The sequence below is a fragment of the Streptomyces sp. NPDC004435 genome (genome assembly GCF_042873895.1).
In the GTDB taxonomy this organism is placed as follows: Bacteria; Actinomycetota; Actinomycetes; order Streptomycetales; family Streptomycetaceae; genus Streptomyces.
Map to the genome: position 1 here is coordinate 171,360 of NZ_JBIAMB010000012.1, position 22,815 is coordinate 194,174.

Consider the following 22,815-nt stretch of genomic DNA (forward strand, 5'->3'; position numbering starts at 1 on the left):
GTAACTTTCCCTCGCGCGACCCCTACCGCTCGGTATGGAGCTGCTCTACAGTCCCGACTGTGCCAGTGATTGCTGGCGGAATCTTGGCCGGGCGCACGGGAGGCGGCATGGCGAAGCACGAGCACGTTCGGGTGGCGGTGATCGGATCGGGGTTCGGCGGGCTCGGCGCCGCCGTCCGGCTGCGCCGCGAGGGGATCACCGACTTCGTCGTCCTGGAGCGGGCCGACTCGGTGGGCGGCACCTGGCGGGACAACAGCTACCCCGGGTGCGCCTGCGACGTGCCCTCGCACCTGTACTCCTTCTCCTTCGCGCCCAACCCCGACTGGCCCCGCACCTTCTCCGGGCAGCGGCACATCCGGGCCTACCTGGAGCACGTCGCCGACACCTTCGGGCTCCGGCCGCACCTGCGGCTGAACCACGAGGTGCGGCGGATGGAGTGGGACGCCGACGAGCTGCGGTGGCGGATCGAGACCAGCGCCGGATCGTTCAGCGCCGACGTCGTCGTCTCCGCCACCGGGCCCCTCTCCGACCCCAAGATCCCCGACGTCCCGGGGATCGACGGCTTCACCGGCAAGGTCTTCCACTCGGCCCGCTGGGACCACGACTACGACCTGCGCGGCAAGCGCGTCGCCATGATCGGCACCGGCGCCTCCGCCATCCAGATCGTCCCCGCCATCCAGCCCGAGGTCGGGAAGCTGACGCTCTTCCAGCGCACCGCCCCCTGGGTCATGCCCCGCATGGACCGGGCCATCAGCGGCCCCGAGCGCTGGCTGCACCGGAAGCTGCCCGTCACCGCCACCCTGCGCCGCGGCATCCTGTGGGGCATCCGGGAGCTCCAGGTCGGCGCCTTCACCAAGCACCCGGGCGAGCTGGGCCTGGTCGAGAAGCTGGCCAAGGCCAACATCGCCAAGGCGGTCAAGGACCCGGTGCTGCGGGCCAGGCTCACGCCCTCGTACCGCATCGGCTGCAAGCGGATCCTGCTCTCCAACACGTACTACCCGGCCCTCGCGCAGCCCAACGTCGACGTCGTCGGCGGCGGGCTCAAGGAGATCCGCGGCAACGTCCTCGTCGGCTCGGACGGCAGCGAGACCGAGGTCGACGCGATCATCTTCGGCACCGGCTTCCACGTCACCGACATGCCGGTCGCGGACCGCGTCTTCGGCGCCGACGGACGCTCCCTCGCCGAGCACTGGAAGGACGGCGTGCAGTCGCTGCGCGGTGCCACCGTAGACGGCTTCCCCAACTGGATGACGATCATCGGGCCCAACACCGGCCTCGGGAACTCCTCCATGATCCTCATGATCGAGTCCCAGCTGAACTACATGGCCGACTACCTGCGCCAGCTCGACGTCCTCGGGGGCAGGTCCGCGCTCGCCGCCCGCCCCTCCGCCGTCCACGCCTGGAACCGCAAGGTCCAGAACCGCATGGAGCGGACCGTCTGGAAGGCCGGCGGCTGCGACAGCTGGTACCTCGACGCCAACGGCCGCAACACCACGCTCTGGCCGGGCACCACCGGTGAGTTCCGCCGCGAGACCCGGCTCGTCGACCTCTCCGAGTACGAGGTGCAACGCGCCCCGAAGCCGGTCACGGCCACCCCCGAGCCGGCCGCCCGCCGCGCCGCCCGCAAGAAGGAGGCCGCCCAGTGATCGGCCTCCCCGCACCCCGTACCCTCACCGTCCGGTCCGCCGACGGCGCCGAGCTGCACGCCGAGGTGTACGGCCCCGAGGGCGCGCCCGCCGTCGTCCTCGCCCACGGCTGGACCTGCTCCATCGGCTTCTGGGCCGAGCAGATACGGGCGCTCGCCGCCGACCACCGGGTCATCGCCTACGACCAGCGGGGCCACGGCCGCTCCCCGGTCCCGGCGCCCGGCGGCTACTCGACCACCGCCCTCGCCGACGACCTGGAGGCGGTGCTCGCGGCCACCCTCGGGCCCGGCGAGCGGGCCGTCGTCGCCGGCCACTCCATGGGCGGCATGACGATCATGGCCGCGGCCGGCAGGCCCGGCTTCGTCCAGCACGCCGCCGCCGTCCTGCTCTGCTCGACCGGCCCGTCCCGGCTCACCTCCGAGGCCACCGTGGTGCCGCTCGGACCCGGTCGGCTGCGGACCCGGCTGACCGGCGCCGTCCTCGGCTCGAAGGCACCGCTGGGCCCGGTCAACGGCATGTCGAAGAAGGTCCTCAGGTACGCGACGATGGGACCGGGCTCCGCGCCCGACCGGGTCGACACCTGTGCCCGCATCGTGCACGCCTGCCCGCGCCCGTCCCGGTACGGCTGGTCGCAGGTGCTCGCCGGCCTCGACCTGGCGGCGGGCGTGCGGGAGCTGCGGGTGCCGGCCGCCGTCCTGGTCGGCACCGCGGACCGGCTCACCCCGCCGGTCCACTCCCGGGCCATGGCGGAGGCGCTGCCGCACTGCACCGGCCTGACCGAGCTGGCCGGCATGGGCCACATGACGCCGGTCGAGGCCCCGGAGGCCGTCACCGCGCAGATCCGCGAACTGACGCTCACGTATCTCGGGGCGCACCCGACCGGCAAGGAGGCAGGGGTATGAGCAGGGTCAGTCTGGAAGGACAGGTCGCCGTCGTCACCGGCGGCGCCCGCGGGGTCGGCGAGCTCCTCGCCCGCAAGCTCTCCGCGCGCGGCGCGCGGATCGCCCTGGTCGGCCTGGAGCCGGAGCTCCTGAAGGAGGTCGCGGCACGGCTGCACACCGAGGCCGACTGGTGGGAGGCGGACGTCACCGACCACGAGGCGATGGCCCGGGTCGCCGCCGAGGTCAAGGAGCGGTTCGGCAAGGTCGACATCGTCGTCGCCAACGCGGGCGTCGCGGCCGGCGGGCCGTTCGCCGACTCCGACCCGGTCGCCTGGCGGCGGGTCATCGAGGTCAACCTGATCGGCGGGGCGGTCACCGGCCGCGCCTTCCTGCCGGTCCTCATGGAGTCCCGGGGGTACTTCCTCCAGATCGCCTCGCTCGCCGCGATCACCCCGGCCCCGATGATGACCGCGTACTGCGCCTCCAAGTCCGGCGTCGAGGCGTTCGCGCACAGCCTGCGCGCCGAGGTCGCCTACAAGGGCGTGAAGGTCGGCGTCGGCTACCTCTCCTGGACCGACACCGACATGGTGCGGGGCGCGGACCAGGACGACGTGATGAAGGAGCTGCGGCAGCGGCTGCCGTGGCCGTCGAACCGCACGTACCCGCTCGGCCCGGCCGTGGACCGGATCGTCGAGGGCATCGAGCGCCGCTCGGCCCATGTGTACGCACAGTGGTGGCTGCGCGGGATGCAGGCCGTCCGCGGCTATCTGCCCGGGATCATCGCCACCGTCGGCAAGCGCGAGGTGGCCCGCTTCGAGCCGCGGCTCTCCACGGTCTCCAAGGGGCTGGTGGGCGCGGGCGGTGCGGCCGACGAGCAGTCCCGGGCGGGGAAGGGCTGAGGTGCGGCCGCACGGATGGTAACTGATCGAAATGCGTGGAATGTTCGCTCGTGCAAGGCTGGTCGAGGCCCAGGGGCACGCGCCCCCGACCCCTCTCTCACCCTTCTAGGAGTGACTTTCATGGGCATCAAGGACCAGTTCCAGGACAAGGCGCAGGAGCTCCAGGACCGAGCCAAGGACGCCATGGGCAAGGCCAAGGACCAGGCATCCCAGCGCGCTTCGCAGAGCCGCGAGGGCTCCCAGGACGCGAAGGAGCGCACGGAGCGCGAGGCGCGGCAGAGCGGCGTCCGCCGCGACCACGAGGCCTGAAGCCCGTCCTGTGACGGAAGGCGCACCCGGGACGCCGGGTGCGCCTTCCGTGCGTGTGCCCGTGCGTGTCCCGTGCCTTTCCGCGCGTGTGCTTTCCGTGCGTGCGCCCGGTGCTTCCGGCGGCCCGCCGGTCCGTAATGCGCGCGCGTGCGCGGGGGGATCTTCGTACCGTGGCCCCCATGTCCGTCGTACTGGAACGCCTGCGCCCCGACCACGCACCGGCCCTGCTCGTCTTCGAGCGGGAGAACCGGGCCTACTTCGCCGCCGCCGTGCCCGACCGGGGGGACGCCTACTTCGAGGAGTTCGACGCCCGGCACCGGGCGCTGCTCGACGAGCAGGAGGAGGGGACGGTCCGCTTCCACGTCCTGGTGGCCGGGGACGGGGAAATCGTCGGCCGGGTCAACCTCGTCGACGTGGCCGACGGCGCCGCCGAACTCGGCTACCGGATCGCCGAGTCGGCGACCGGCCGGGGGCTCGCCACCCGGGGCGTCCTGGAGGTGTGCCGGCTGGCCGTGGAGGAGTACGGGCTGCGCCGGCTGTACGCGAAGGCGTCGGCAGGGAACGCCGCTTCCCGGGCGGTGCTCGCCCGGGTCGGCTTCGGCGCGGTCGGCGGCGAGCGGCTGCGGACCGGGGAGTCGGCGATCGCTTACGAGCTGGACCTCGGGGGGAGCTTCGGGCGGGAGCGGTCCGGCACGTCCTCGTAGCCGGGCGGGTTCGCCGCCGGTTCCGAGTCCAGCAGGGCGAGGGCCTTGTGGACGGCGTCGTCGAGCTGGGCGTGGCGGCCCTCGGCCCAGTCGAGGGGGGTGCGCAGGACGGCGAGGTCGGGCACGACGCCGTGGTTCTCCACCGACCAGCCCCACTCGGTGAACCACGCGGCGTTCATGGGGACGGTGATCTGGGTGCCGTCGCCGAGCTTGTGGCGGCCGGTCATGCCGACGACCCCGCCCCAGGTGCGCTGGCCGACGACGGGGCCGAGGCCGAGGAGCTTGAACGCGGCGGTGATCATGTCGCCGTCGGAGGAGGTGGCCTCGTCGGCGAGGGCGACGACGGGGCCGCGGGGGGCGTTGGAGGCGTAGCTGACGGGCTGGGCGTTGCGGGTGAGGTCCCAGCCGATGATCTTGCGGGTGAGGGTCTCCACGACGAGTTCGCTGATGTGGCCGCCGGCGTTGCCGCGCACGTCGACGATGAGGGCCGGGCGGGAGACCTCCATCCGCAGGTCGCGGTTGAACTGGGCCCAGCCGGAGCCGCCCATGTCGGGGATGTGGAGGTAGCCGCAGCGGCCGCCGCTGAGTTCGCGGACGACGGCCCGGCGTTTGGCGACCCAGTCCTGGTAGCGCAGCGGGCGTTCGTCGACGAGCGGGACGACGGCGACGCGGCGGGCGCGGCCCTCGCCGCCGGCCGGGGTGAAGGTGAGTTCGACGGTGGTGCCGCCGGTGCCGGCGAGCAGCGGGTAGGGGCCGGTGACGGGGTCGACGGGCCGGCCGTCGACGTGGGTGAGGGCGGCGCCCTCGCGGATGCCGGTGCCGGCCAGCGGGGAGCGGGCCTTGGAGTCGGAGGACTCGCCGGGGAGGATCCGCTTGACCAGCCAGCCGTCGTCGCGGGGGACGAGGTTGGCGCCGAGGAGGCCCTGGGGGCGCTGGTAGTGGGCGGGGCCCTCGTTGCGCCGGGCGGGGGTGACGTAGGCGTGGGAGGTGCCGAGTTCGCCCATGACCTCGCGGAGCAGGTCGGCGAACTCGTCGGGGGAGGCGACCCGTTCGAGGAGGGGCCGGTACTGGTCGAGGATCGCGTCCCAGTCGACGCCGCTCATCCCCGGGTCCCAGAAGTAGGCGCGGACGATCCGTCCGGCCTCGTCGTAGGACTGGCGCCATTCGGCGCCGGGGTCGACGTCGTGGAGGATGCGGCGCAGGTCGAGGTAGACGGTGGAGTCGCCGTCGCCGGGCTCGGTGGCGGGGACGGCCCGCAGTTCGCCCTCGTCGAAGACGACGAGCCGGGTGCCGTCGCCGCTGACGGCGAACCAGTCGAGGTCGCGGGCGAGTTCGGTGCGGCGGGCCTTGACGACGGAGTAGTGCTCCAGGGTGGGGCGGCCGGAGGTGTCGGCGGGGTTGGCGAAGGTCTCGCCGAGGGCGCCGGAGATGGGCCAGCGCAGCCAGACGAGGCCGCCGCCGGAGACGGGGGCGAGCGCCGAGTACTTGGAGGCGGCGACGGGGAAGGGGGTGACCCGGTCGGGCAGTCCCTCGATCTCGACGGTGACGGTGCCGTCGCCGCTGTCGGCGCCGTCGTCGGCGGGGTCGAGGCCGCCGGCCGCGGGGCGTCCGTCGGGGAGGAGCGCGAAGGGGGAGGGGGTCGCGGAGGAGAGCGGGACGAGGTAGGGGCGGCAGCCGAGCGGGAAGGACAGGTCGCCGGTGTGGACGTCGTACACGGGGTCGAAGCCGCGCCAGGAGAGGAAGGCGAGGTAGCGCCCGTCGCTGGTGAAGACCGGGTTCTCGTCCTCGAAGCGCCCGTTGGTGACGTCGATGACCGTGCGGGGGCCGGGGCCGGAGATGCGGACGAGTTTGATGGAGCGCAGGGAGCGGCCGATGCCGGGGTGGGACCAGGTGAGCCAGGCGCCGTCGGGGGAGAAGGCGAGGTCGCGGACGGGGCCGTTGACGGAGCGGATGAGTTCGGTGACCTCGCCGTTGGAGTCCTCGGTGGCGTCGATGAGGAGGAGGCGGCCGTCGTGCGAGGCGATGGCGAGGCGTTCGCCGTCGGGGTCGGCGACGAGTTCCTCGACCCGGCCGAGTTCTCCGGCGGCGAGCCGGCGCGGGGGCCGGTCGCCGCTGGCGCGGGGCAGGTAGGCGATCTCGACGGCGTCGTCGCCCTCGGCGTCGGTGACGTAGGCGATCTGGCCCCCGCTGCCGAGCATCTCGGGGAGCCGGACGCGGACGCCGGGGGTGTCGGTGATCGCGCGGGCGGGCCCGTCGCGGTGGGTGAGCCAGTAGAGGCTGCCGCGGACGCCGACGGCGCTGGCCCGGCCGGTCTCGTCGACGGAGAGCGCGTCGACGTGCCGGGAGGCGGGGACCTGGTAGGGGCGGCGGCCGGCCCGCTGGCCGCCGAGGCGGACCTCCAGGCGGCGCGGCTCGGAGCCGGCGGTGAGGTCGTCGACGATCCACAGCTCGCCGGCGCACTGGTAGACGATCCGGCGTCCGTCGGAGGAGGCGTGGCGGGCGTAGAAGTCGGCGTGGTCGGTGTGGCGGCGCAGCCCGGTGCCGTCGGGGCGGCAGGAGTAGAGGTTGCCGATGCCCTCGTGGTCGGAGAGGAAGGCGATGCGGTACCCCTCCTCGCCGGGCGGGGCGGCGACGAACATCGGGTCGGCGAGGTGGCCGCCGATGTCGGGCAGGAGCCGTTCGCCGTGGAGCCAGAGTCGGCCGGTGGCGCCGCCCCGGTACCGCTTCCAGGCGGCGGGTTCGTGCGGCGGGGTGCCGGTGAGCAGGAGGGTGCGGCGTTCGCCGTCGAGGTCGCGGACGGCGATGTCGGAGACCGGGCCCCAGGGCATCTTGCCGCCGGGCGAGCCGTCGGTGGCGACGGTGTGGGCCCAGGAGAAGTACGAGAAGGGCTGGCCGTGCGAGGAGACGGCGAGGATGTCGCCGTCGGGGGACCAGCCGCAGACGCGGGTGTCGGTGGAGCCCCAGTGGGTGAGCTGGCGGGCGTGGCCGCCGTCGACCGGCACGAGGTGGATCTCGGGGTCGAGGCTGCGCCAGTTCGTGTACGCGATGTGGCGCCCGTCGGGGGAGAAGCGCGGGTGCCCGGCGCGGGTGCGGTCGACGGTGAGCCGCCAGGCGCGGCCGGGGCGTTCGCCCGCGGGGGCGAGGGGGGCGATCCAGAGGTCGTCCTCGGCCGTGAAGCACAGCAGGTCGTCGTGGAGGTGCGGGAAGCGGAGGTAGGCCACGTCGTCTCTCACCCGTTCATGCTTTCCGCGCGGAGGGGGTGCGGCAACTCGTACGGGCGTACGGAAGGGCGCGGGGTGTGGCCCAGGACACGTACGAAACGGTTTCGTTTCGCTGTCGGCGGGGGTACCTTCGTAGCGTACGGAGAGTACGAAACCGTTTCGTTCGCTCTCCTCGTCCCCCGCAGTCCGGAGGTAAGGCATGGCCCGCAGCAGACTCACCCCCGAGCGTGAGTCCGAGCTGTACGCGGCCGTGCTCGACCTCCTCCGCGAGGTCGGCTACGACGCCCTCACCATGGACGCCGTCGCCGCCCGCACCCACTCCAGCAAGGCCACCCTCTACCGCCAGTGGGGGAGCAAGCCGGAGCTGGTCGCCAAGGCCCTGCGCCACAGCAAGCCGTCCGGTTTCGACGAGATCGACACCGGCACGCTGCGCGGTGACTTCCAGGCACTCCTGGAGCTCGCCGACGACTGCCAGATGGAGAAGGACACCGCGCTGATGCGGGGTCTGGCCCATGCCGTCCACACCAACCCCGACCTGCACCAGGCCCTGCGCGAACTGCTCATCGACCCCGAGCTCAACGGGTTCGCCGAGTTCCTGGGCCGCGCGGTCCGCAGAGGCGAGGTCCAGCCGGACAACCCGGCCCTGGACTTCGTCCCGCACATGCTGATCGGAGCGCTCGTCGCCCGCCCGCTGATCGACGACCAGCCGGTCGACCACGCCTTCCTCAGCAGCTACGTCAACGCCGTGGTGCTCCCCTCGCTCGGCGTCTGACCCACCCCGCACCACCCGCACGTCCCTGCTCCACCTGACAGCGCACCGCTCACGCCGTCGGGCCGGCTCCCCATGCCCTGTCCCGCCCCACTATGGGAGTACGCACCCGTGGCCACCTTCCTGTACAAGCTGGGTCGCACCGCCTTCCGGCGCCGACGGCTCGTCGCCCTCCTCTGGGTGGCGCTCCTCGCGCTCGCCGGAGTCGGCGCCGCCACCGCGCCCGCCGCGACCTCCAGCTCCTTCTCCATCCCCGGCACCGAGGCCCAGCGCGCCTTCGACCTGCTCGAAGAGCGCTTCCCCGGCGCCGGCGCCGACGGCGCCACCGCCCGGGTCGTCTTCAAGGCCCCCGACGGCGGCAAGATGACCGACGCGGCCCCCAAGGCCGTCGTCGAGGAGACCGTCGACGCCCTGCGGTCCGGCTCGGACCAGATCGTCTCCGTCACCGACCCGTACACGGCCCAGGCCGTCTCCCGGGACGGCTCCACCGCCTACGTCTCCGTCGCCTACAAGGTCAACGGGATGGAGCTGACCGACGAGACCCGTGAAGCCCTCAAGCAGGCCGGACACGCGGCCCAGGGCAAGGGCCTGACGGTCGAGCTCGGCGGCGACGCCCTCCAGACCATGCCCGAGACCGGCGCCGGCGAGATCGTCGGCGTGGTCGTCGCCGGCATCGTCCTCGTCATCACCTTCGGCTCGCTCGTCGCGGCCGGACTGCCGCTGCTCACCGCGATCATCGGCGTCGGCATCGGCGTCTCCGCGATCACCGCGCTCGCCAACGTCCTGGACCTCGGCACCACCACCTCCACCCTGGCGATGATGATCGGCCTCGCCGTCGGCATCGACTACGCCCTCTTCATCGTCTCCCGCTACCGCGCCGAACTGGCCGACGGGCGGGACAAGGAGGACGCCGCCGGCCGCGCCACCGGCACCGCCGGCTCGGCCGTGGTCTTCGCCGGACTCACCGTCGTCATCGCCCTCGTCGGCCTCGCCGTCGTCAACATCCCGATGCTGACGAAGATGGGCTTCGCCGCCGCCGGCACCGTCGTCATCGCCGTCCTCATCGCCCTCACCCTGATCCCCGCGCTGCTCGGCTTCGCCGGCGACAAGGTGATCGGCCGCAAGCAGCGCAAGAGCGCCGGATCGCCGCAGACCGAGACCCCGGAGAAGGACGCCAAGCCGAACGCCGGCACCCGCTGGGCCCGCTTCGTCCTCCGCCGCCCGGTCTTCGTCCTGCTGGCCGGCGTCATCGGCCTCGGCGCGATCGCAATCCCGGCCGCCTCCCTGGAGATGGGCCTCCCGGACGACGGCGTGAAGCCGGTCTCCGCGACCGAGCGCCGCGCCTACGACCTGCTCTCCGAGGGCTTCGGCCCCGGCTTCAACGGCCCGCTGCTCGTCGTCGTCGACGGCGACAAGGCCGCCGCCGACAAGACGGCCGACACGATCAAGGGCCTCGACGGCATCGCCGCCGTCACCCCGGTCACGCCCAACAAGGCCGGCGACGCCGCCATGATCACGGTGATCCCGAAGGACCGCCCGTCCTCCGGCGCCACCGAGACCCTGGTCCACGACATCCGCGGCGCCACCGGCGACGACGTCCTCGTCACCGGCGCCACCGCGATGAACATCGACTTCTCCGAGAAGATGAACGACGCCCTCGTGCCCTACCTGGCACTCGTCGTCGGCCTCGCCTTCGTCCTGCTGACCGTCGTCTTCCGCTCGATCCTGGTCCCGCTCAAGGCCGCCCTCGGCTTCCTGCTCTCGGTGGTCGCCGCCCTCGGCGCCGTCGTCGCGGTCTTCCAGTGGGGCTGGCTGGGCAGCCTGTTCGGCGTCGAGCAGACCGGCCCGATCATGTCGATGATGCCGATCTTCATGGTGGGCGTGGTCTTCGGCCTCGCGATGGACTACGAGGTCTTCCTCGTGACCCGGATGCGCGAGGCGTACGTCCACGGCGAGCGGCCCGGCGAGGCGATCGTGACCGGCTTCCGGCACAGCGCCCGGGTGGTCACCGCCGCCGCGGTGATCATGATCGCGGTCTTCTCCGGCTTCATCGGGATGACCGACCAGATGATCAAGATGATCGGCTTCGGCCTCGCCGTCGCCGTCCTCTTCGACGCCTTCGTCGTCCGCATGGCGATCGTCCCGGCCGTCCTCGCGCTCCTCGGCCACAAGGCCTGGTGGCTGCCGAAGTGGCTGGACCGGGCGCTGCCCAACGTCGACGTCGAGGGCGAGGGCCTCGCGGCCCAGGACTCCGGCGCCCCCGCGAAGCCGGACCTCGTCAAGGCGTGACCTTCACAGAACCCCGGGGCCGCCCCTGAGCGGGGGGTGCGCCCCGGACCGCGCCGGAACCTGTGGGGACGGGGAGCCCGACGCGGCCGTACGCCGTCAGCGCGTCGTCAGCGACGTGCCGACGGCGTACGTGTGCTCCAGGAAGCGGTTCAGGGCGACGGTGTCGAACTGGACGACCGCGACCTCGTCCCGGCCGTGGAACTCCACCACCGTCTGCACCCGCCCGCACGGCCAGACCGCTATGTCGCCGCGGTGCGCGGGATCCCGCAGCCCGTCCTCCAGGAGGGCGCGGGGGAAGGACCACTCGACCCCGCCGGGGAGGACGAAGCGGACGGTCGCGGGGGAGAAGCCGGGGTCGTAGCGGAGGGTCACGGGTACGGCCCGGGCGACCGGGGCGTCGCCGATCAGACGGCCTCGGGCGCGGTCCTCGACGGCGGGCATCGACGGCTCCTCACGTAGGGCTGCGATTTGCTACTCAATGTCGCATTCTTCCCCCATGGGAGCGTGGTCACTCCCGAAACGGACGGACAGTGTCCGCCCTCACACGCCTGCCCCCCGCTCCCGCTCCTACCCATCTTGTGATGTGGGCGCTCTTGCGAGTCATTTGCAGGAGCGCTCATCATTCGGGTCGTGCATGTACCTGACGGATTCATCAACGCCCCCGTGTCGGCCGTCGCCGGTGTCGCCGCCGCGGGCGCCGTCGCCCTGAGCCTGCGCGGCGCGCGCAAGGAACTCGGCGAGAAGGCCGCGCCCCTCGCCGGTCTCGTCGCCGCCTTCGTCTTCGCCGTCCAGATGCTGAACTTCCCGGTCGCCGCGGGCACCAGCGGCCACCTCCTCGGCGGCGCGCTCGCCGCGATCCTCGTCGGACCCTGGACCGGCGTCCTCTGCATAGCCGTCGTCCTGCTCATGCAGGGCGTCCTCTTCGCCGACGGCGGCCTCACCGCCCTCGGCGTCAACATCGTCGTCATGGGCGTGGTGACCGTCGTCGTCGCCCACTTCCTCTTCCACGGCCTGCGGACCGTGCTGCCCCGCACCCGCGGCGGCGTCACCGCCGCGGCCTTCGTCGCGGCGCTCGTCTCCGTACCGGCCTCGGCCGCCGCCTTCACCCTGCTCTACGCCGTCGGCGGCACCACCCACGTGCCGATCGGCAAGGTCCTCACCGCCATGCTCGGCGTCCACGTCCTCATCGGCATCGGCGAGGCCGCCATCACCGCCCTCACCGTCGGCGCCGTCCTCGCCGTCCGCCCCGACCTCGTGTACGGCGCCCGCGGCCTCACCGCCCCGCTGAAGCTCCGCGTCGACGGCGAGCTGGTCGACGCGGCCCCGGCCGAGGACGCGCCCGCCACCGCGCCGGGCTCCCCGAGGAAGGTGTGGATCGGCGGCGTCGTCACCGCCCTCGTCCTCGCCGGCGTCGTCTCCTTCTACGCCTCCCAGAGCCCCGACGGACTGGAGAAGGTCGCCGCCGACCAGGGCATCGACGCCAAGGCGGAGGAGTACGAGCACGCCACCGCCGACTCCCCGCTCGCCGACTACGAGCTCGACGGCATCGGGATCAAGCGCCTCTCCGGCGGCCTCGCCGGAGTGATCGGCGTCGGCCTCACCCTCGCCGTCGGCACCGGCGCCTTCTGGGCCGTCCGCCGCCGCAGGCAGGCGGCCGACACCGGCGCCCAGGTCTGACATGGGAGCGGGGCACGCGCACACCCTGTACCGGCGGGGCGACTCGCCGGTGCACCGCCTGCCCCCGCACACCAAGCTCGCCGCCGTCCTCGGCTTCGTCCTGGTCGTCGTCACCACCCCGCGCGAGGCCGTCTGGGCCTTCGCCGGCTACGCGGCCCTGATCGGCGCCGTCGCCGCGCTCGCCCGCGTCCCCGCCGGCTTCCTGCTCCGGCGGCTCGCCATCGAGCTGCCCTTCGTCGGCTTCGCCCTGCTCATGCCCTTCGTGGTCCCCGGCGAGCAGACCGAACTCCTCGGCGTCTCCGTCAGCGTCCCCGGCCTGTGGGGCGCCTGGAACATCCTCGCCAAGGGCACCCTCGGCGTCGCCGCCTCCGTGCTCCTCGCCGCCACCACCGAACTCCGCGCCCTGGTCCTCGGCCTCCAGCGCCTCGGCCTGCCGTCACTGCTCGTCCAGATCGCCTCCTTCATGATCCGGTACGGCGACGTCATCACCGACGAGCTGCGCCGCATGTCCATCGCCCGCCGCTCCCGCGGCTTCGAGGCGCGCGGGGTCCGCCACTGGGGCGTCCTCGCCAAGACCGCCGGCGCGCTCTTCATCCGCTCGTACGAGCGCGGCGAACGCGTCCACCTCGCCATGATCAGCCGCGGCTACACCGGCACCATGCCGCTCCTCGACGAGCGCCCCACCACCCGCGCCCAGTGGACGACGGCCCTGGCGCTCCCGCTGGCCGCCCTTCCGCTCTGCCTCCTCGCCCTCCTGGGCTGAACCGGGACGACCACCATGACCAGCACCCCCTCCCTCGACGTCCGCGGACTCGCCTACGCCTACCCCGACGGCCACCAGGCCCTCTTCGGCGTGAACCTCACCCTCGGACGCGGCGAGCGGGTCGCCCTCCTCGGGCCCAACGGCGCGGGCAAGACCACCCTCGTCCTCCACCTCAACGGCATCCTCGCCGCCGGCGCGGGCAGCGTCACCGTCGCCGGGCTCCCCGTCGGCAAGAAGCACATGGCGGAGATCCGGCGGAAGGTCGGCATCGTCTTCCAGGACCCCGACGACCAGCTCTTCATGCCGACCGTCCGCGAGGACGTCGCCTTCGGCCCGGCCGCGGCCGGGCTGCGCGGCGCCGCCCTGGACGCGGTCGTGGAGCGGGCTCTGGAGCGGGTCGGCATGACCGCGTACGCGGACCGGCCCCCGCACCACCTCTCCTTCGGCCAGCGGCGCCGGGTCGCCGTCGCCACCGTCCTCGCCACCGAGCCCGAGATCCTCGTCCTCGACGAGCCGTCCTCCAACCTGGACCCGGCCTCCCGCCGCGAGCTCGCCGACGTGCTGCGCTCCCTCGACGTCACCGTCCTCATGGTCACCCACGACCTGCCGTACGCCCTGGAGCTCTGCCCGCGCGCGCTGATCCTCAGCGAGGGCGTGATCGCCGCGGACGGCCCGACCCGCGAGCTCCTCTCCGACGAGGAGCTCATGGCCCGCCACCGGCTCGAACTGCCCTTCGGTTTCGTTCCGGGTTCCGTCGCCTGAGACCATGGGACCCGTTCGTACGAAAGGGTGAAGGTGGGTCGGGTGGACGTCCAGGGCACGGTGGCACCGGGCTGGGAGCCGGTCGCGGACGCGTTCCGCCGCAACTTCGAGGAGCGCGGGGAGAAGGGCGCGGCGGTCGCCGTCCACCACGACGGCGCGAAGGTCGTCGACCTGTGGGCGGGCACCAAGGACGCCGACGGCACGGACCCCTGGGAGGAAGGCACCGCGCAGGTGGTCCGCTCCGCCACCAAGGGCGTCGCCGCCGCCGTCCCGCTCCTCCTTCACCAGCGCGGCCGGATCGACCTGGACGCCCCGGTCGCCACGTACTGGCCCGAGTTCAAGGCGGCCGGCAAGGACCGGGTGTCGGTACGGCAGCTCCTCGCCCACCAGGCCGGCGTCCCCGTCCTCGACCGCCCCCTCACCCTCGCCGAGGCCCTCGACCCCGAGGCGTCCACCGCGGCCGTCGCCGCCCAGGCGCCCGTCTGGGAGCCCGGCACCGCCCACGGCTACCACGCCCACACCTTCAGCTGGCTCCTCTCCGGCCTCGTCCACCGCGTCACCGGCCGCACCATCGGCCGCTGGGTCGCGGAGGAGATAGCCGCCCCGCTGGACCTGGACCTCTGGATCGGCCTCCCCGAGACGGAGGCACACCGGGTCGGCCGCCTCGCCCCGGTCGAGGCCCCCGAGGACACCGGAGCCCTGCGCCTGCGCCCCAAGCGCTCGGTCACGGAGGCGTGGCAGGACCCCGCCTCCCTCACCCGCCGCGCCTTCGAGGTCATCACCCCCAAGCCCGACGAGAACGACCCGGCCTACCGCGCCGCCGAACTCCCCGGCTCGGCCGGCGTCGCCACCGCCCGCGCCCTCTCCCGCTTCTACGCCGCCACCCTCGGCCCCCTCGCCGACGGCGCCCCCCGCCTCTTCGCCCCCGCGACCCTGGCCCTGGCCCGCACCGAGGAGTCCGCGGGCCCCGACCGGGTCCTGCTCGTCTCCACCCGCTTCGGCCTCGGCCACATGCTCCACGGCCCCGCCTCCCCCCTCCTCGGCCCCACCTCCTTCGGCCACCCCGGCCGAGGCGGCTCCCTCGCCTTCGCCGACCCCGACTCCGGCACCGCCTTCGGCTACGTCACCAACGGCATGCGGAAGACCGTCACCTCCGATCCCCGGGCCCAGGCCCTGGTGAGGGCGGTCAAGTCCCTGCTCTGATAGGCGGCATGAACCGTTTCGAGGGACGCACGGCACTGATCACCGGCGCGGGCAGCGGCATCGGCGCGGCGACCGCCCGCCGACTCGCCGCAGAGGGGGCGCGGGTCCTCGTCACCGACATCGACGAGGAGGCGGCCCGCACGGTGGCGGCGGACCTCCCGCACGCCACGGCGCTGCGCCTGGACATCACCGACCGCGCGGCGATCGACCGCCTGATCGGCGGACTCCCCGCCCTCCACGCCCTCGTCAACAACGCCTTCGTCCCCTTCACCGACGACCCCGACGAGAACTGGCGCCGCCAGCTCGACGGCACCCTCCTCGGCGCCGTCCACTGCTCCCGCGCCGCCCTTCCGCACCTGGCCGCCACCGCCGGCGCGATCGTCACCATCGGCTCCGTCAACGCGGAGACGGACTTCGGCGACCACGCCTACAGCGCCGCGAAGGCCGCCCTCGGCTCCTTCACCCGCACCCTCGCCGGCGAGGCCGCGCCCCTGGGCGTCCGCGTCAACCAGATCAACCCCGGCACCATCGACACCCCCTCCTGGGCGGGCCGCGAGGCGCCCCTGGCCGAACTGGGCGCCCGCGCATACCCGCTGGGCCGGGTGGGCACCCCCGAGGACGTCGCCGCCGCCGTCGCCTTCCTGGCCTCCGCCGACGCGGCCTGGATCACCGGCACCACGCTCCGCGTCGACGGCGGCCTCCTCGCCGTCAACCGGCACTTCCGCGAGATCCTGGGCGACGGCTGAGCGGCAGGCGGCCGACGGTCGCTCAGGTGACGTGCAGCATCAGGCCGATGCCCGCCACCATCAGACCGGCCGCGGCGATCCTCGGCCCGCCGAAGCGCTCCTTGAAGAACAGGGCGCCGATGGCCGCGCCGACGATGATCGAGGACTCGCGCAGCGCGGCGACGGGAGCGAGGGGCGCCCGCGTCTGCGCCCACAGGACGAGGGCGTAGGCGGCGACCGAGAGCGCCGCGCCGAGCAGGCCGCGCGCCGCGTGCGGGCGGAGCGCGGGGAGGAGCGCGCGGCGGCGGACGGCCAGGGCGTACGCCGGGACGACCAGGCCCTGCAGGAGCATCAGCCAGGTGATGTAGCCGAGCGTGGTGCCGGAGGCGCGGACGCCGACGCCGTCGACGACCGTGTACAGCGCGATGGCGAGGCCGGTGGCGAGCGCGGCGAGCAGCGCCGGCCGGTGCGCGCCCTTCCCGCGGACGCCCCACAGGGCGAGACCCGTCAGGCCCGCGCAGGCGACGGCCACGCCGAGGAGCTGCCAGGCGTCCGGCACCTCGTGGAGGAAGACGGCCGCGAGCAGCGTCACCACCAGCGGGGCCGTACCGCGCGCGATCGGGTACATCTGCCCGAAGTCCCCCAGGGTGAAGGACTTCATCAGCAGCGCGTAGTACGCGACGTGCAGGGCCGCCGAGGCGAGCAGGTACGGCCACGCCCCGGCGGCGGGGACGGGGACGAAGGGCACGATGGCCAGGCCGATCAGCGCCCCGCCGCCCGCGATGAGCGTGAAGGAGAGCAACTGGTCGCGGATGTGGTGGGCGAGGGCGTTCCACGACGCGTGCGCGACCGCCGCGAGCAGCACCACGCACGCGACCAGCGGCGTCACGCCGTGCGCTCGCGTCGCTCGCTCACGTCCGCGAGGGTCGCGCCCGCGTGGGCGATCAGCTCCTTCGGGGGCAGCGCGAACACGGAGTGCGGGGTGCCGGCCGCCGCCCACACCAGGGCGTGGTCGAGCAGGCCCTCGTCGGCCAGCACGCGGGTCCGGGTGCGGTGCCCGAAGGGCGGTACGCCGCCGATCGCGTACCCGGTCGTCTCCCGCACCACGCGCGCGTCCGCCCGCGTGACCTCCCCGGCGCCCAGCGCCTCCCGCACCCGCTCGACGTCCACCCGCGAGGCCCCGTCCATGAGGACGAGCACCGGGACGCCGTCGGCGGCGAAGATCAGCGACTTCACGATCTCGGAGACCCGGCAGCCGATGGCGTCGGCGGCCTGCTGGGCGGTGCGCGTCTCGTCCGGGAAGCGGCGGACCTCGACATCGAGGCCCAACTCGGCGAGGGCGGCGGCGAACTGGGGGTGGGCGGCGGAGCCGGCGTCGGTCGTCATGCCCGCACGGTAGCGGTGGGTGTACGCGCCACGCGACGCGTTTCGGTCCTCGGACCCCCGCCCTCGGGCCGGCCCCGGACCCCCGCCGTCGGGTCGGGCCCGTACCTCCGCTGTCAGGCTCGGCCCTGTACCTCCGCCGTCAGGCTGGTCCCCCGTACTCCCGCCCTCGGGCCAGGCCCGTACCTCCGCCGGCACCGACCGTCCTCGAACCTCCGTCCCCAGCCCAGCCCCCAGCTCGGCCCCGCCCCCGGCTCAGTCCGCCTTCAGGACCTCCGCCACCACCGGTCCGGCCGCCTCGCCGCCGTGGCCGCCGGCCTGGACGACGGCCGCGGCGGCGAGGTCGCCGGAGTAGCCGGTGAACCAGCTGTTGGAGTCCTGGCCGTCGACCTCCGCCGAGCCCGTCTTCGCGCCCTTCGGATACGGCACGCCGGCCATCGACTCCAGCGCGGTGCCGTTCGAGGCGGTGGCCGCCGCGCGCATCATCTTCCGCAGCCCGTCCGCGACCTCGCCCGGCAGCGGCTCGGCCTCGGCGAACTCCCGCCCGTCCACGTCCCGGGGGATCAGGTACGGCTGGCGGAAGCGGCCGTCCTTCACCGTCGCCGAGACCGACGCCATGTTGAGCGCGTTCATGGTGATCCTGCCCTGGCCGATGTAGGAGGCCGCCGTCTCGGACCCGGCGGACTCCGGCACGGACCCATCGGTGGTCTGCGTGCCGACGGACCACACCTCGCCGATGCCGAACCACTTGCGGGCGGTGTCACCGAGGGCGGTGTTGTGGACGCCCTTGGCCTGGAGCGGGGTGATCGCCTTGATGAAGGCGGTGTTGCAGGACATGGCGAACGCGTTGGTCAGGTCGCCTCTGGTGGTGAAGCGTTCGAGGTTCTGGAAGGTCTGCTCCTCCCACCGCACGTCCGGCGGGCACTCCACCGGCGTCCCCGGCCGGGCCACCCCGTACCGCATCATCATCGCCGCCGTCACGATCTTCATCGTGGAGCCGGGGGCCTGCTCGCCCTGGAAGGCGGTGTTGAAGCCCGAGGCCGGGTTGTTGGCGACCGCCCGGATCGCGCCCGTCGACGGCTCGACGGCGGCGACGGCCGTCTTCGGGAACCGCTTCACCGCCTTCTCGGCCGCCGCCTGCACGCCCGCGTCGATCGTCGTCCGCAGCTCACCCGGCTTCCCGGCGGCCAGCACGAGGAGCGTGCTGCTCGGGTTGCCGTTCGCGTCCTCGATCCAGGTCTCGACCCCGGGCTTCCCGCCGGCCTCGGCGCCGTACCGCTGCCGCAGCGCGTCCAGGACGGGCACCAGCGACGGGTACTTCTCGGCCGGCAGCGCGACGCCCTTGTGGTCGAGCGCCCGCACCGCCGGGACCTTCGCCGTACCGGTCCGCAGCGTGGCGCCGGCCGTCAGCTTCGGGTGCAGCACGGTGGGCGTCCACCGCACCAGCGGCCGGCCGGTGGACTCGCCGCGGACGACGCCCAGATTCGACCGGTACGTCCACGGCTTCGACACCCCGTCGTACGTGACCGTCGCCTTCACCGTGAACGGCACCGTCGTCCCGGTCGGCGTCCCGGCCGTGATCACCGCCTCGGAGACCCCGCCCCCCTCGCGGTACGCGGCGATCGCCGGGCCCGCCGTCACCGGATCGTTCGTCAGCTGACCGGCCCGGTCGGCCTCCCCCGCCGCCCAGGCCGCGAGGAACTCCCCGGCGGTCGCGGTGACCTCCTCCTCCGTCAGTGGTCCGGTCCGCGGCGCCGACCGCGTCCCGACGTCCGTCGCCCCGCCGGTGACGCCGTTCCAGAGGTTGTACCCCCCGTACCCCACCCCGCCGGCGACGACGAGGAACACTCCTCCGACGATTCCGACCTTGGCTCCACTGCGCATGATGTGGGTTCCCCTCCCCTTGTGGACCATCGAGTCAAGCAGCCGCCACTGACACCGGTCGAGCAGGATCAGGTCACATCTGTCATCTCCACCGCAAACGGAATTCTCCCTTGCGAAGGATCTGTGAAGGCGTCCGAACCCTGGTCCCGGCTGTGGCGCCGAGTGTCTCCGTCCCTAGGATGCCGTCCAGCGTTGCTACCGCATCGACGGTCCGGCGGGGCGAATGGGAGGAGTCACCATGGCGTGGGACGAATGGAACCAGCTCAAGGCGGAGGCCGGGGCCTCCTCGGCCCGGATGCGGCTGAACGGCGTGCCGGACGAGCAGGACGGCAAGAGGGAGTCGACCAACAGCCAGGGCGACCTCAAGGTCGTCAACGAGCACCTCGCCAAGATCGGCGACCACGCCTTCGGGCTCCACCACCGGCTGTGGCGCGAGGCCCGGGTCGCCGAGACCACCACCGACTCCGCCGCCTCCGACCTCTCCGGCCAGGGCTTCGAGCTGGGCGGCGCGCTCAGCCACGTCTCCGTCAAGTGGGACTCCGCGGTGGCGGACCTCATGGACGCCTGCGCCCACATCTCGAACCACATGGACTACACGAAGAACGCCCACGCCGGCGACGAGACCTTCATCCAGCGCCGCATGAGCAGCATCGCCACGCTCGACGCCGGCTTCGACGAGCGGGCGTCCGAGCCCGGCAAGCCGAACAAGGTGTACGGCGAGAAGGAAGACAAGGGCGACAAGAAGGACGGCGAGTGATGGACTTCGACACCCTGCTGCACGCCAAGTTCGGCACGCTCGACGCGGCGCTGACCGACTGGAACACCCAGGTCACCAACCTGGAGAAGCTGGAGAAGGACGCCAGCCAGGGCCTGAAGGGCGCCGCCGCCAAGGCCGACTGGCAGGGCGTGAACTCGCAGGTCGGGCGGAGGTTCATCGACAAGACCGCCGGCGAGTTCGCCGACGCGCACACCCAGGCCACCTCCATCCGCAACATCCTCCGCGACACCATCGGCGAGCTGAAGAAGGCCAAGACCGACCTGGAGGGGGCCATCGCCACCGCCCGGCTCCAGATGGTCTCCGTCGTCCCCTCCGGGAAGAACTTCATGGCCAAGGCCATGGACGGTGACGCGGGCAAGGACGTCAAGCAGAGCACCGTCGACGGGGTGCGCGACCAGATCGACCGGATCATCTCCGCCGCCCGCGAGAGCGACAGCTCCGCCGCCAAGGTCCTGCGCGCCTTGGTCGACCAGGCCGACAAGGGCTTCGGCGACGCGAAGTACGCCGACCGGGACCAGGCCGCCGAGGCGATGAGGACCGCCGAGAACCTCGCGGCCCTGGCGAAGAAGGACCCGAGCAAGCTGACGGCGGCCGAGTTCGACACGCTGCTCGCCGGCCTCACCAAGTACCACGGCGACGACCTCTTCTCCTCCACCTTCGCCCACAAGCTCGGCGCCCAGGGCACCCTCGACTTCTGGGCCGGCCTCAACGACGCGAACAGCCGGGACCAGCCCGCCGACGGCAAGCGCCTCGACCGCTACAAGGACCTCCAGCAGCAGCTGAGCCTCACCCTCGCCAACGCCACGCAGAGCGCGAGCCCCGACATGTCGCGCTGGAAGTTCGACATGCTCCAGGCCGTGGAGAAGCCGATCGGCCCCGGCAACGGCATCTCCGGCTACGTCGTGATGAGCAACCTCATGCGCGCGGGCGACTTCGAGGACGAGTTCCTCGGCAGCTACGGCCGCAACATGCTCTCCCACGAGCAGGAGGGCGTACGCGAGGGCCGCCGCCCGGAGCAGATCTGGGGCTACAACGGCGGCGGCCTCTGGCCCCACCTGAACTCCACCGGCACCGACTTCGGCTTCGACCCGATGACCGGCTACATGAAGGCCCTCTCCAACAGCCCGGACGCCGCCACCGCGTTCTTCTCCCAGGAGTTCATCGCCAAGGACACCGAGAACAACCCCTTCAAGCGCGACACCGACGGCGACGGCAACAAGGGCCACATCGGCCTCTCCAACTTCCAGTACCTCTTCGAGGAGCGGGAGTGGATGCAGGACCAGGACTCGGAGGGCGAGGACAGCATCTCCGGCAAGAACTACCTCGCCGCGGCCCTGGAAGCGGCCACGACGGGCCACCCGGCCGGCGAACTCCCGACCTCGGCGACCGCCGTCCACACCGAGGACCAGGCCAAGCTCTACGGCGAGATCGTCAAGTCCGTCTCCGAGGTCCCCTCCCGCCTCACCGACAACAGCTTCATGTCGGACAGCATGGGGCAGATCTCCGCGGAGTACATGGCGGACATCCACCGCGGTCTGCGGGCGGGCGACGCCGGCGAGGAGAAGCTCTACCCGATCGCGGGAGCGACCGCGCCCCTCAACGAGCAGGACCTCACCCGCTTCCTGTACACCGTGGGCCAGAACCCCGAGGGGTACGCGGCCGTCAGCGTCGGCCAGCACGCCTACACCGCGGGGATGCTGGAGTACCACTTCGCCCACCCCGACGCGTTCGTGGACGAGAAGGGGAACACCCCCGCGCAGAACCTGGAGAAGGCCACCAGCGCCGTCGCGCACAACGCCGGCGAGATCCAGGGCATGCTGGGAGCGGGCCGCGCGTACGCGGCGGAGCTGGACGCGGGCAACAAGGACGCCGAGTTCAACGACGCCATCACGAAGGCCGGCGAACTCGGAGAGTCCCTCGTCGGCATCGGCGTCGGCGCCGCCACGGCCTCGGCCGTCGGCCCGGGCGCGGTCATCGCCGGCGGCGCGGCGGAGACGGTGGCGGGCGAGATCATCGGCAGCCTCACCGAGGGCCTCATGAAGGACAGCTCGGGCGAGGTCATCTACCGCAACGGCGAGGAGATCAACGCGACCCGCGAGTCGACCTTCGCCCTCGTGGAGAAGGCCGCCCAGGAGTCGGAGAAGAAGACCGGGGTCTCCTACCCGAGCGTGGTGTCCTCGATCGCGGGACAGACCGAAGCGGGCTTCACCTCCGCCCACACCAACATCCGCGACTACTGCGAGGGCGTGGGCGTCCCGAACGCGCTGGAGAAGGACAAGTGAGCATGACGTCGAGAAAGCGCGGCACCCTCGCGCTCGCGGTGTGCCTGGTGCTGGTCGCCGCCTGGGCGGCGATCAGCTACGCCACGAACACCCCGCCCTTCAAGAAGCCGAAGGGGACGATCGAGGCGGCCGACCTCTGCCCGTCGTTCGGGGAGTCGCAGGAGGCCGCCGACCTCCTGAACCGACTGCTGCCGTACGCCGCGGAGTACCGGTTCTCACGGGACGAAATCCCCCTCCGAGCCGTCGGCGACCCCGATCTGCGCAGCACGTCGAGCTGCTCCGTCAGCGGCGACGGCCGTCGCCTGCTCCTGGTGCGCACGGAGATGGCCTCCTGGAGCAGCGAGGAGGCGTGGCAGGAGGAGGTGCGCAGCGAGACCAACGGGCGGAAGCCGACGGCCTTCGACGCCGGACGCTGGGCCTTCACCACCACTCCGGAGATCCTGAGGGTCGGAGCGGTGTTCTCCGCGTGCCTGAGCGAGCCCCAGGACATTGGACTGAGCACCTCCGTCCTGCTGCCGGCCCCCGCCCCCGCCGACCGCCTCGACGACCTCCGCCGTCTCACCGAGATCGCCGCCCAGCAGGCCCACACCGGCGCCCGCTGCCCGCTCCCGGCGGACACCCCCCGCCGGTAGGAGAGGGG

Annotated in this window: 20 protein-coding genes; 15 read left to right on the forward strand and 5 right to left on the reverse strand. The window is 72.9% G+C overall.

Annotated features, from left to right (window positions below):
* Window positions 1–107: 107 nt before the first annotated feature.
* The 5 genes from ACFYT9_RS22760 to ACFYT9_RS22780 all read left to right on the forward strand — a co-directional run bounded on the left by ACFYT9_RS22760 (window position 108) and on the right by ACFYT9_RS22780 (window position 4,439).
* On the forward strand, window positions 108–1,646 hold the full coding sequence (locus ACFYT9_RS22760; RefSeq protein ID WP_389166570.1) for a flavin-containing monooxygenase: 1,539 nt from the start codon (window positions 108–110) through the stop codon (window positions 1,644–1,646).
* Window positions 1,643–2,548, forward strand: a complete 906-nt coding sequence (locus ACFYT9_RS22765; protein ID WP_376598717.1) for an alpha/beta fold hydrolase — start codon at window positions 1,643–1,645, stop codon at window positions 2,546–2,548. The genes ACFYT9_RS22760 and ACFYT9_RS22765 overlap by 4 nt, the downstream gene beginning before the upstream one ends.
* The gene (locus ACFYT9_RS22770) at window positions 2,545–3,426 is read left to right on the forward strand and encodes an SDR family oxidoreductase (protein ID WP_389166573.1); all 882 of its coding nucleotides are present in this window, start codon (window positions 2,545–2,547) and stop codon (window positions 3,424–3,426) included. The genes ACFYT9_RS22765 and ACFYT9_RS22770 overlap by 4 nt, the downstream gene beginning before the upstream one ends.
* Before the next feature lie 120 nt (window positions 3,427–3,546).
* Window positions 3,547–3,735: a hypothetical protein gene (locus ACFYT9_RS22775; protein ID WP_389166576.1), complete on the forward strand. Its 189-nt coding sequence runs from the start codon at window positions 3,547–3,549 to the stop codon at window positions 3,733–3,735.
* A gap of 179 nt (window positions 3,736–3,914) precedes the next feature.
* Complete coding sequence (locus tag ACFYT9_RS22780; RefSeq protein WP_389166579.1) at window positions 3,915–4,439, forward strand: GNAT family N-acetyltransferase; 525 nt, start codon at window positions 3,915–3,917, stop codon at window positions 4,437–4,439.
* Here ACFYT9_RS22780 and ACFYT9_RS22785 read toward each other — a convergent pair.
* Window positions 4,382–7,672: a S41 family peptidase gene (locus ACFYT9_RS22785; protein ID WP_389166582.1), complete on the reverse strand. Its 3,291-nt coding sequence runs from the start codon at window positions 7,670–7,672 to the stop codon at window positions 4,382–4,384. The genes ACFYT9_RS22780 and ACFYT9_RS22785 overlap by 58 nt on opposite strands.
* 187 nt (window positions 7,673–7,859) lie before the next feature.
* Here ACFYT9_RS22785 and ACFYT9_RS22790 point away from each other — a divergent pair, with 187 nt between their 5' ends.
* Window positions 7,860–8,432: a TetR/AcrR family transcriptional regulator gene (locus tag ACFYT9_RS22790; RefSeq protein WP_387280483.1), complete on the forward strand. Its 573-nt coding sequence runs from the start codon at window positions 7,860–7,862 to the stop codon at window positions 8,430–8,432.
* Between the two features lie 108 nt (window positions 8,433–8,540).
* A complete protein-coding gene (locus ACFYT9_RS22795; RefSeq protein WP_389166585.1) occupies window positions 8,541–10,718 on the forward strand; it encodes an MMPL family transporter in 2,178 nt (725 codons plus the stop codon).
* Between the two features lie 96 nt (window positions 10,719–10,814).
* Here the strand turns inward: ACFYT9_RS22795 and ACFYT9_RS22800 are convergent, their stop codons facing one another.
* Window positions 10,815–11,159: an SsgA family sporulation/cell division regulator gene (locus ACFYT9_RS22800; protein ID WP_376598706.1), complete on the reverse strand. Its 345-nt coding sequence runs from the start codon at window positions 11,157–11,159 to the stop codon at window positions 10,815–10,817.
* 189 nt (window positions 11,160–11,348) lie between these two features.
* On the opposite strand from ACFYT9_RS22800, the gene ACFYT9_RS22805 reads away from it, so the two are divergent.
* The 5 genes from ACFYT9_RS22805 to ACFYT9_RS22825 are packed head-to-tail and all read left to right on the forward strand — an operon-like array spanning window position 11,349 to window position 15,869.
* Window positions 11,349–12,395: an energy-coupling factor ABC transporter permease gene (locus tag ACFYT9_RS22805; protein WP_389166589.1), complete on the forward strand. Its 1,047-nt coding sequence runs from the start codon at window positions 11,349–11,351 to the stop codon at window positions 12,393–12,395.
* Window position 12,396: 1 nt separating this feature from the next.
* Entirely contained in the window at window positions 12,397–13,158 is a 762-nt protein-coding gene (gene cbiQ / locus ACFYT9_RS22810) for a cobalt ECF transporter T component CbiQ (RefSeq protein ID WP_376598702.1), read from the forward strand.
* A 15-nt stretch (window positions 13,159–13,173) separates the two neighbouring features.
* Window positions 13,174–13,920, forward strand: a complete 747-nt coding sequence (locus ACFYT9_RS22815) for an energy-coupling factor ABC transporter ATP-binding protein (RefSeq protein WP_376598700.1) — start codon at window positions 13,174–13,176, stop codon at window positions 13,918–13,920.
* A 42-nt stretch (window positions 13,921–13,962) separates the two neighbouring features.
* The gene (locus ACFYT9_RS22820) at window positions 13,963–15,123 is read left to right on the forward strand and encodes a serine hydrolase domain-containing protein (RefSeq protein ID WP_389166593.1); all 1,161 of its coding nucleotides are present in this window, start codon (window positions 13,963–13,965) and stop codon (window positions 15,121–15,123) included.
* Window positions 15,124–15,131: 8 nt separating this feature from the next.
* Window positions 15,132–15,869 (forward strand): SDR family NAD(P)-dependent oxidoreductase, encoded by a 738-nt coding sequence (locus ACFYT9_RS22825; RefSeq protein ID WP_376598697.1) that lies wholly within the window; start codon window positions 15,132–15,134, stop codon window positions 15,867–15,869.
* A 22-nt stretch (window positions 15,870–15,891) separates the two neighbouring features.
* On the opposite strand, the gene ACFYT9_RS22830 is transcribed toward ACFYT9_RS22825, so the two are convergent.
* The 3 genes from ACFYT9_RS22830 to ACFYT9_RS22840 form a co-directional block, all read right to left on the reverse strand.
* Window positions 15,892–16,737, reverse strand: a complete 846-nt coding sequence (locus ACFYT9_RS22830; RefSeq protein WP_389166597.1) for an EamA family transporter — start codon at window positions 16,735–16,737, stop codon at window positions 15,892–15,894.
* Window positions 16,734–17,234: a YbaK/EbsC family protein gene (locus tag ACFYT9_RS22835; RefSeq protein WP_376598693.1), complete on the reverse strand. Its 501-nt coding sequence runs from the start codon at window positions 17,232–17,234 to the stop codon at window positions 16,734–16,736. The genes ACFYT9_RS22830 and ACFYT9_RS22835 overlap by 4 nt, the downstream gene beginning before the upstream one ends.
* 252 nt (window positions 17,235–17,486) lie before the next feature.
* Window positions 17,487–19,115 carry a penicillin-binding transpeptidase domain-containing protein gene (locus ACFYT9_RS22840; RefSeq protein WP_389166600.1) on the reverse strand — a complete coding sequence of 543 codons (1,629 nt, stop codon included), beginning with the start codon at window positions 19,113–19,115 and terminating at the stop codon, window positions 17,487–17,489.
* A 238-nt stretch (window positions 19,116–19,353) separates the two neighbouring features.
* Here ACFYT9_RS22840 and ACFYT9_RS22845 point away from each other — a divergent pair, with 238 nt between their 5' ends.
* The 3 genes from ACFYT9_RS22845 to ACFYT9_RS22855 are packed head-to-tail and all read left to right on the forward strand — an operon-like array spanning window position 19,354 to window position 22,807.
* Window positions 19,354–19,872: a hypothetical protein gene (locus ACFYT9_RS22845; protein WP_387271414.1), complete on the forward strand. Its 519-nt coding sequence runs from the start codon at window positions 19,354–19,356 to the stop codon at window positions 19,870–19,872.
* The gene (locus ACFYT9_RS22850) at window positions 19,872–22,175 is read left to right on the forward strand and encodes a hypothetical protein (RefSeq protein WP_389166603.1); all 2,304 of its coding nucleotides are present in this window, start codon (window positions 19,872–19,874) and stop codon (window positions 22,173–22,175) included. The genes ACFYT9_RS22845 and ACFYT9_RS22850 overlap by 1 nt, the downstream gene beginning before the upstream one ends.
* Window positions 22,176–22,177: 2 nt before the next feature.
* Entirely contained in the window at window positions 22,178–22,807 is a 630-nt protein-coding gene (locus ACFYT9_RS22855; protein WP_389166606.1) for a hypothetical protein, read from the forward strand.
* The last annotated feature ends 8 nt before the right edge of the window (window positions 22,808–22,815 follow it).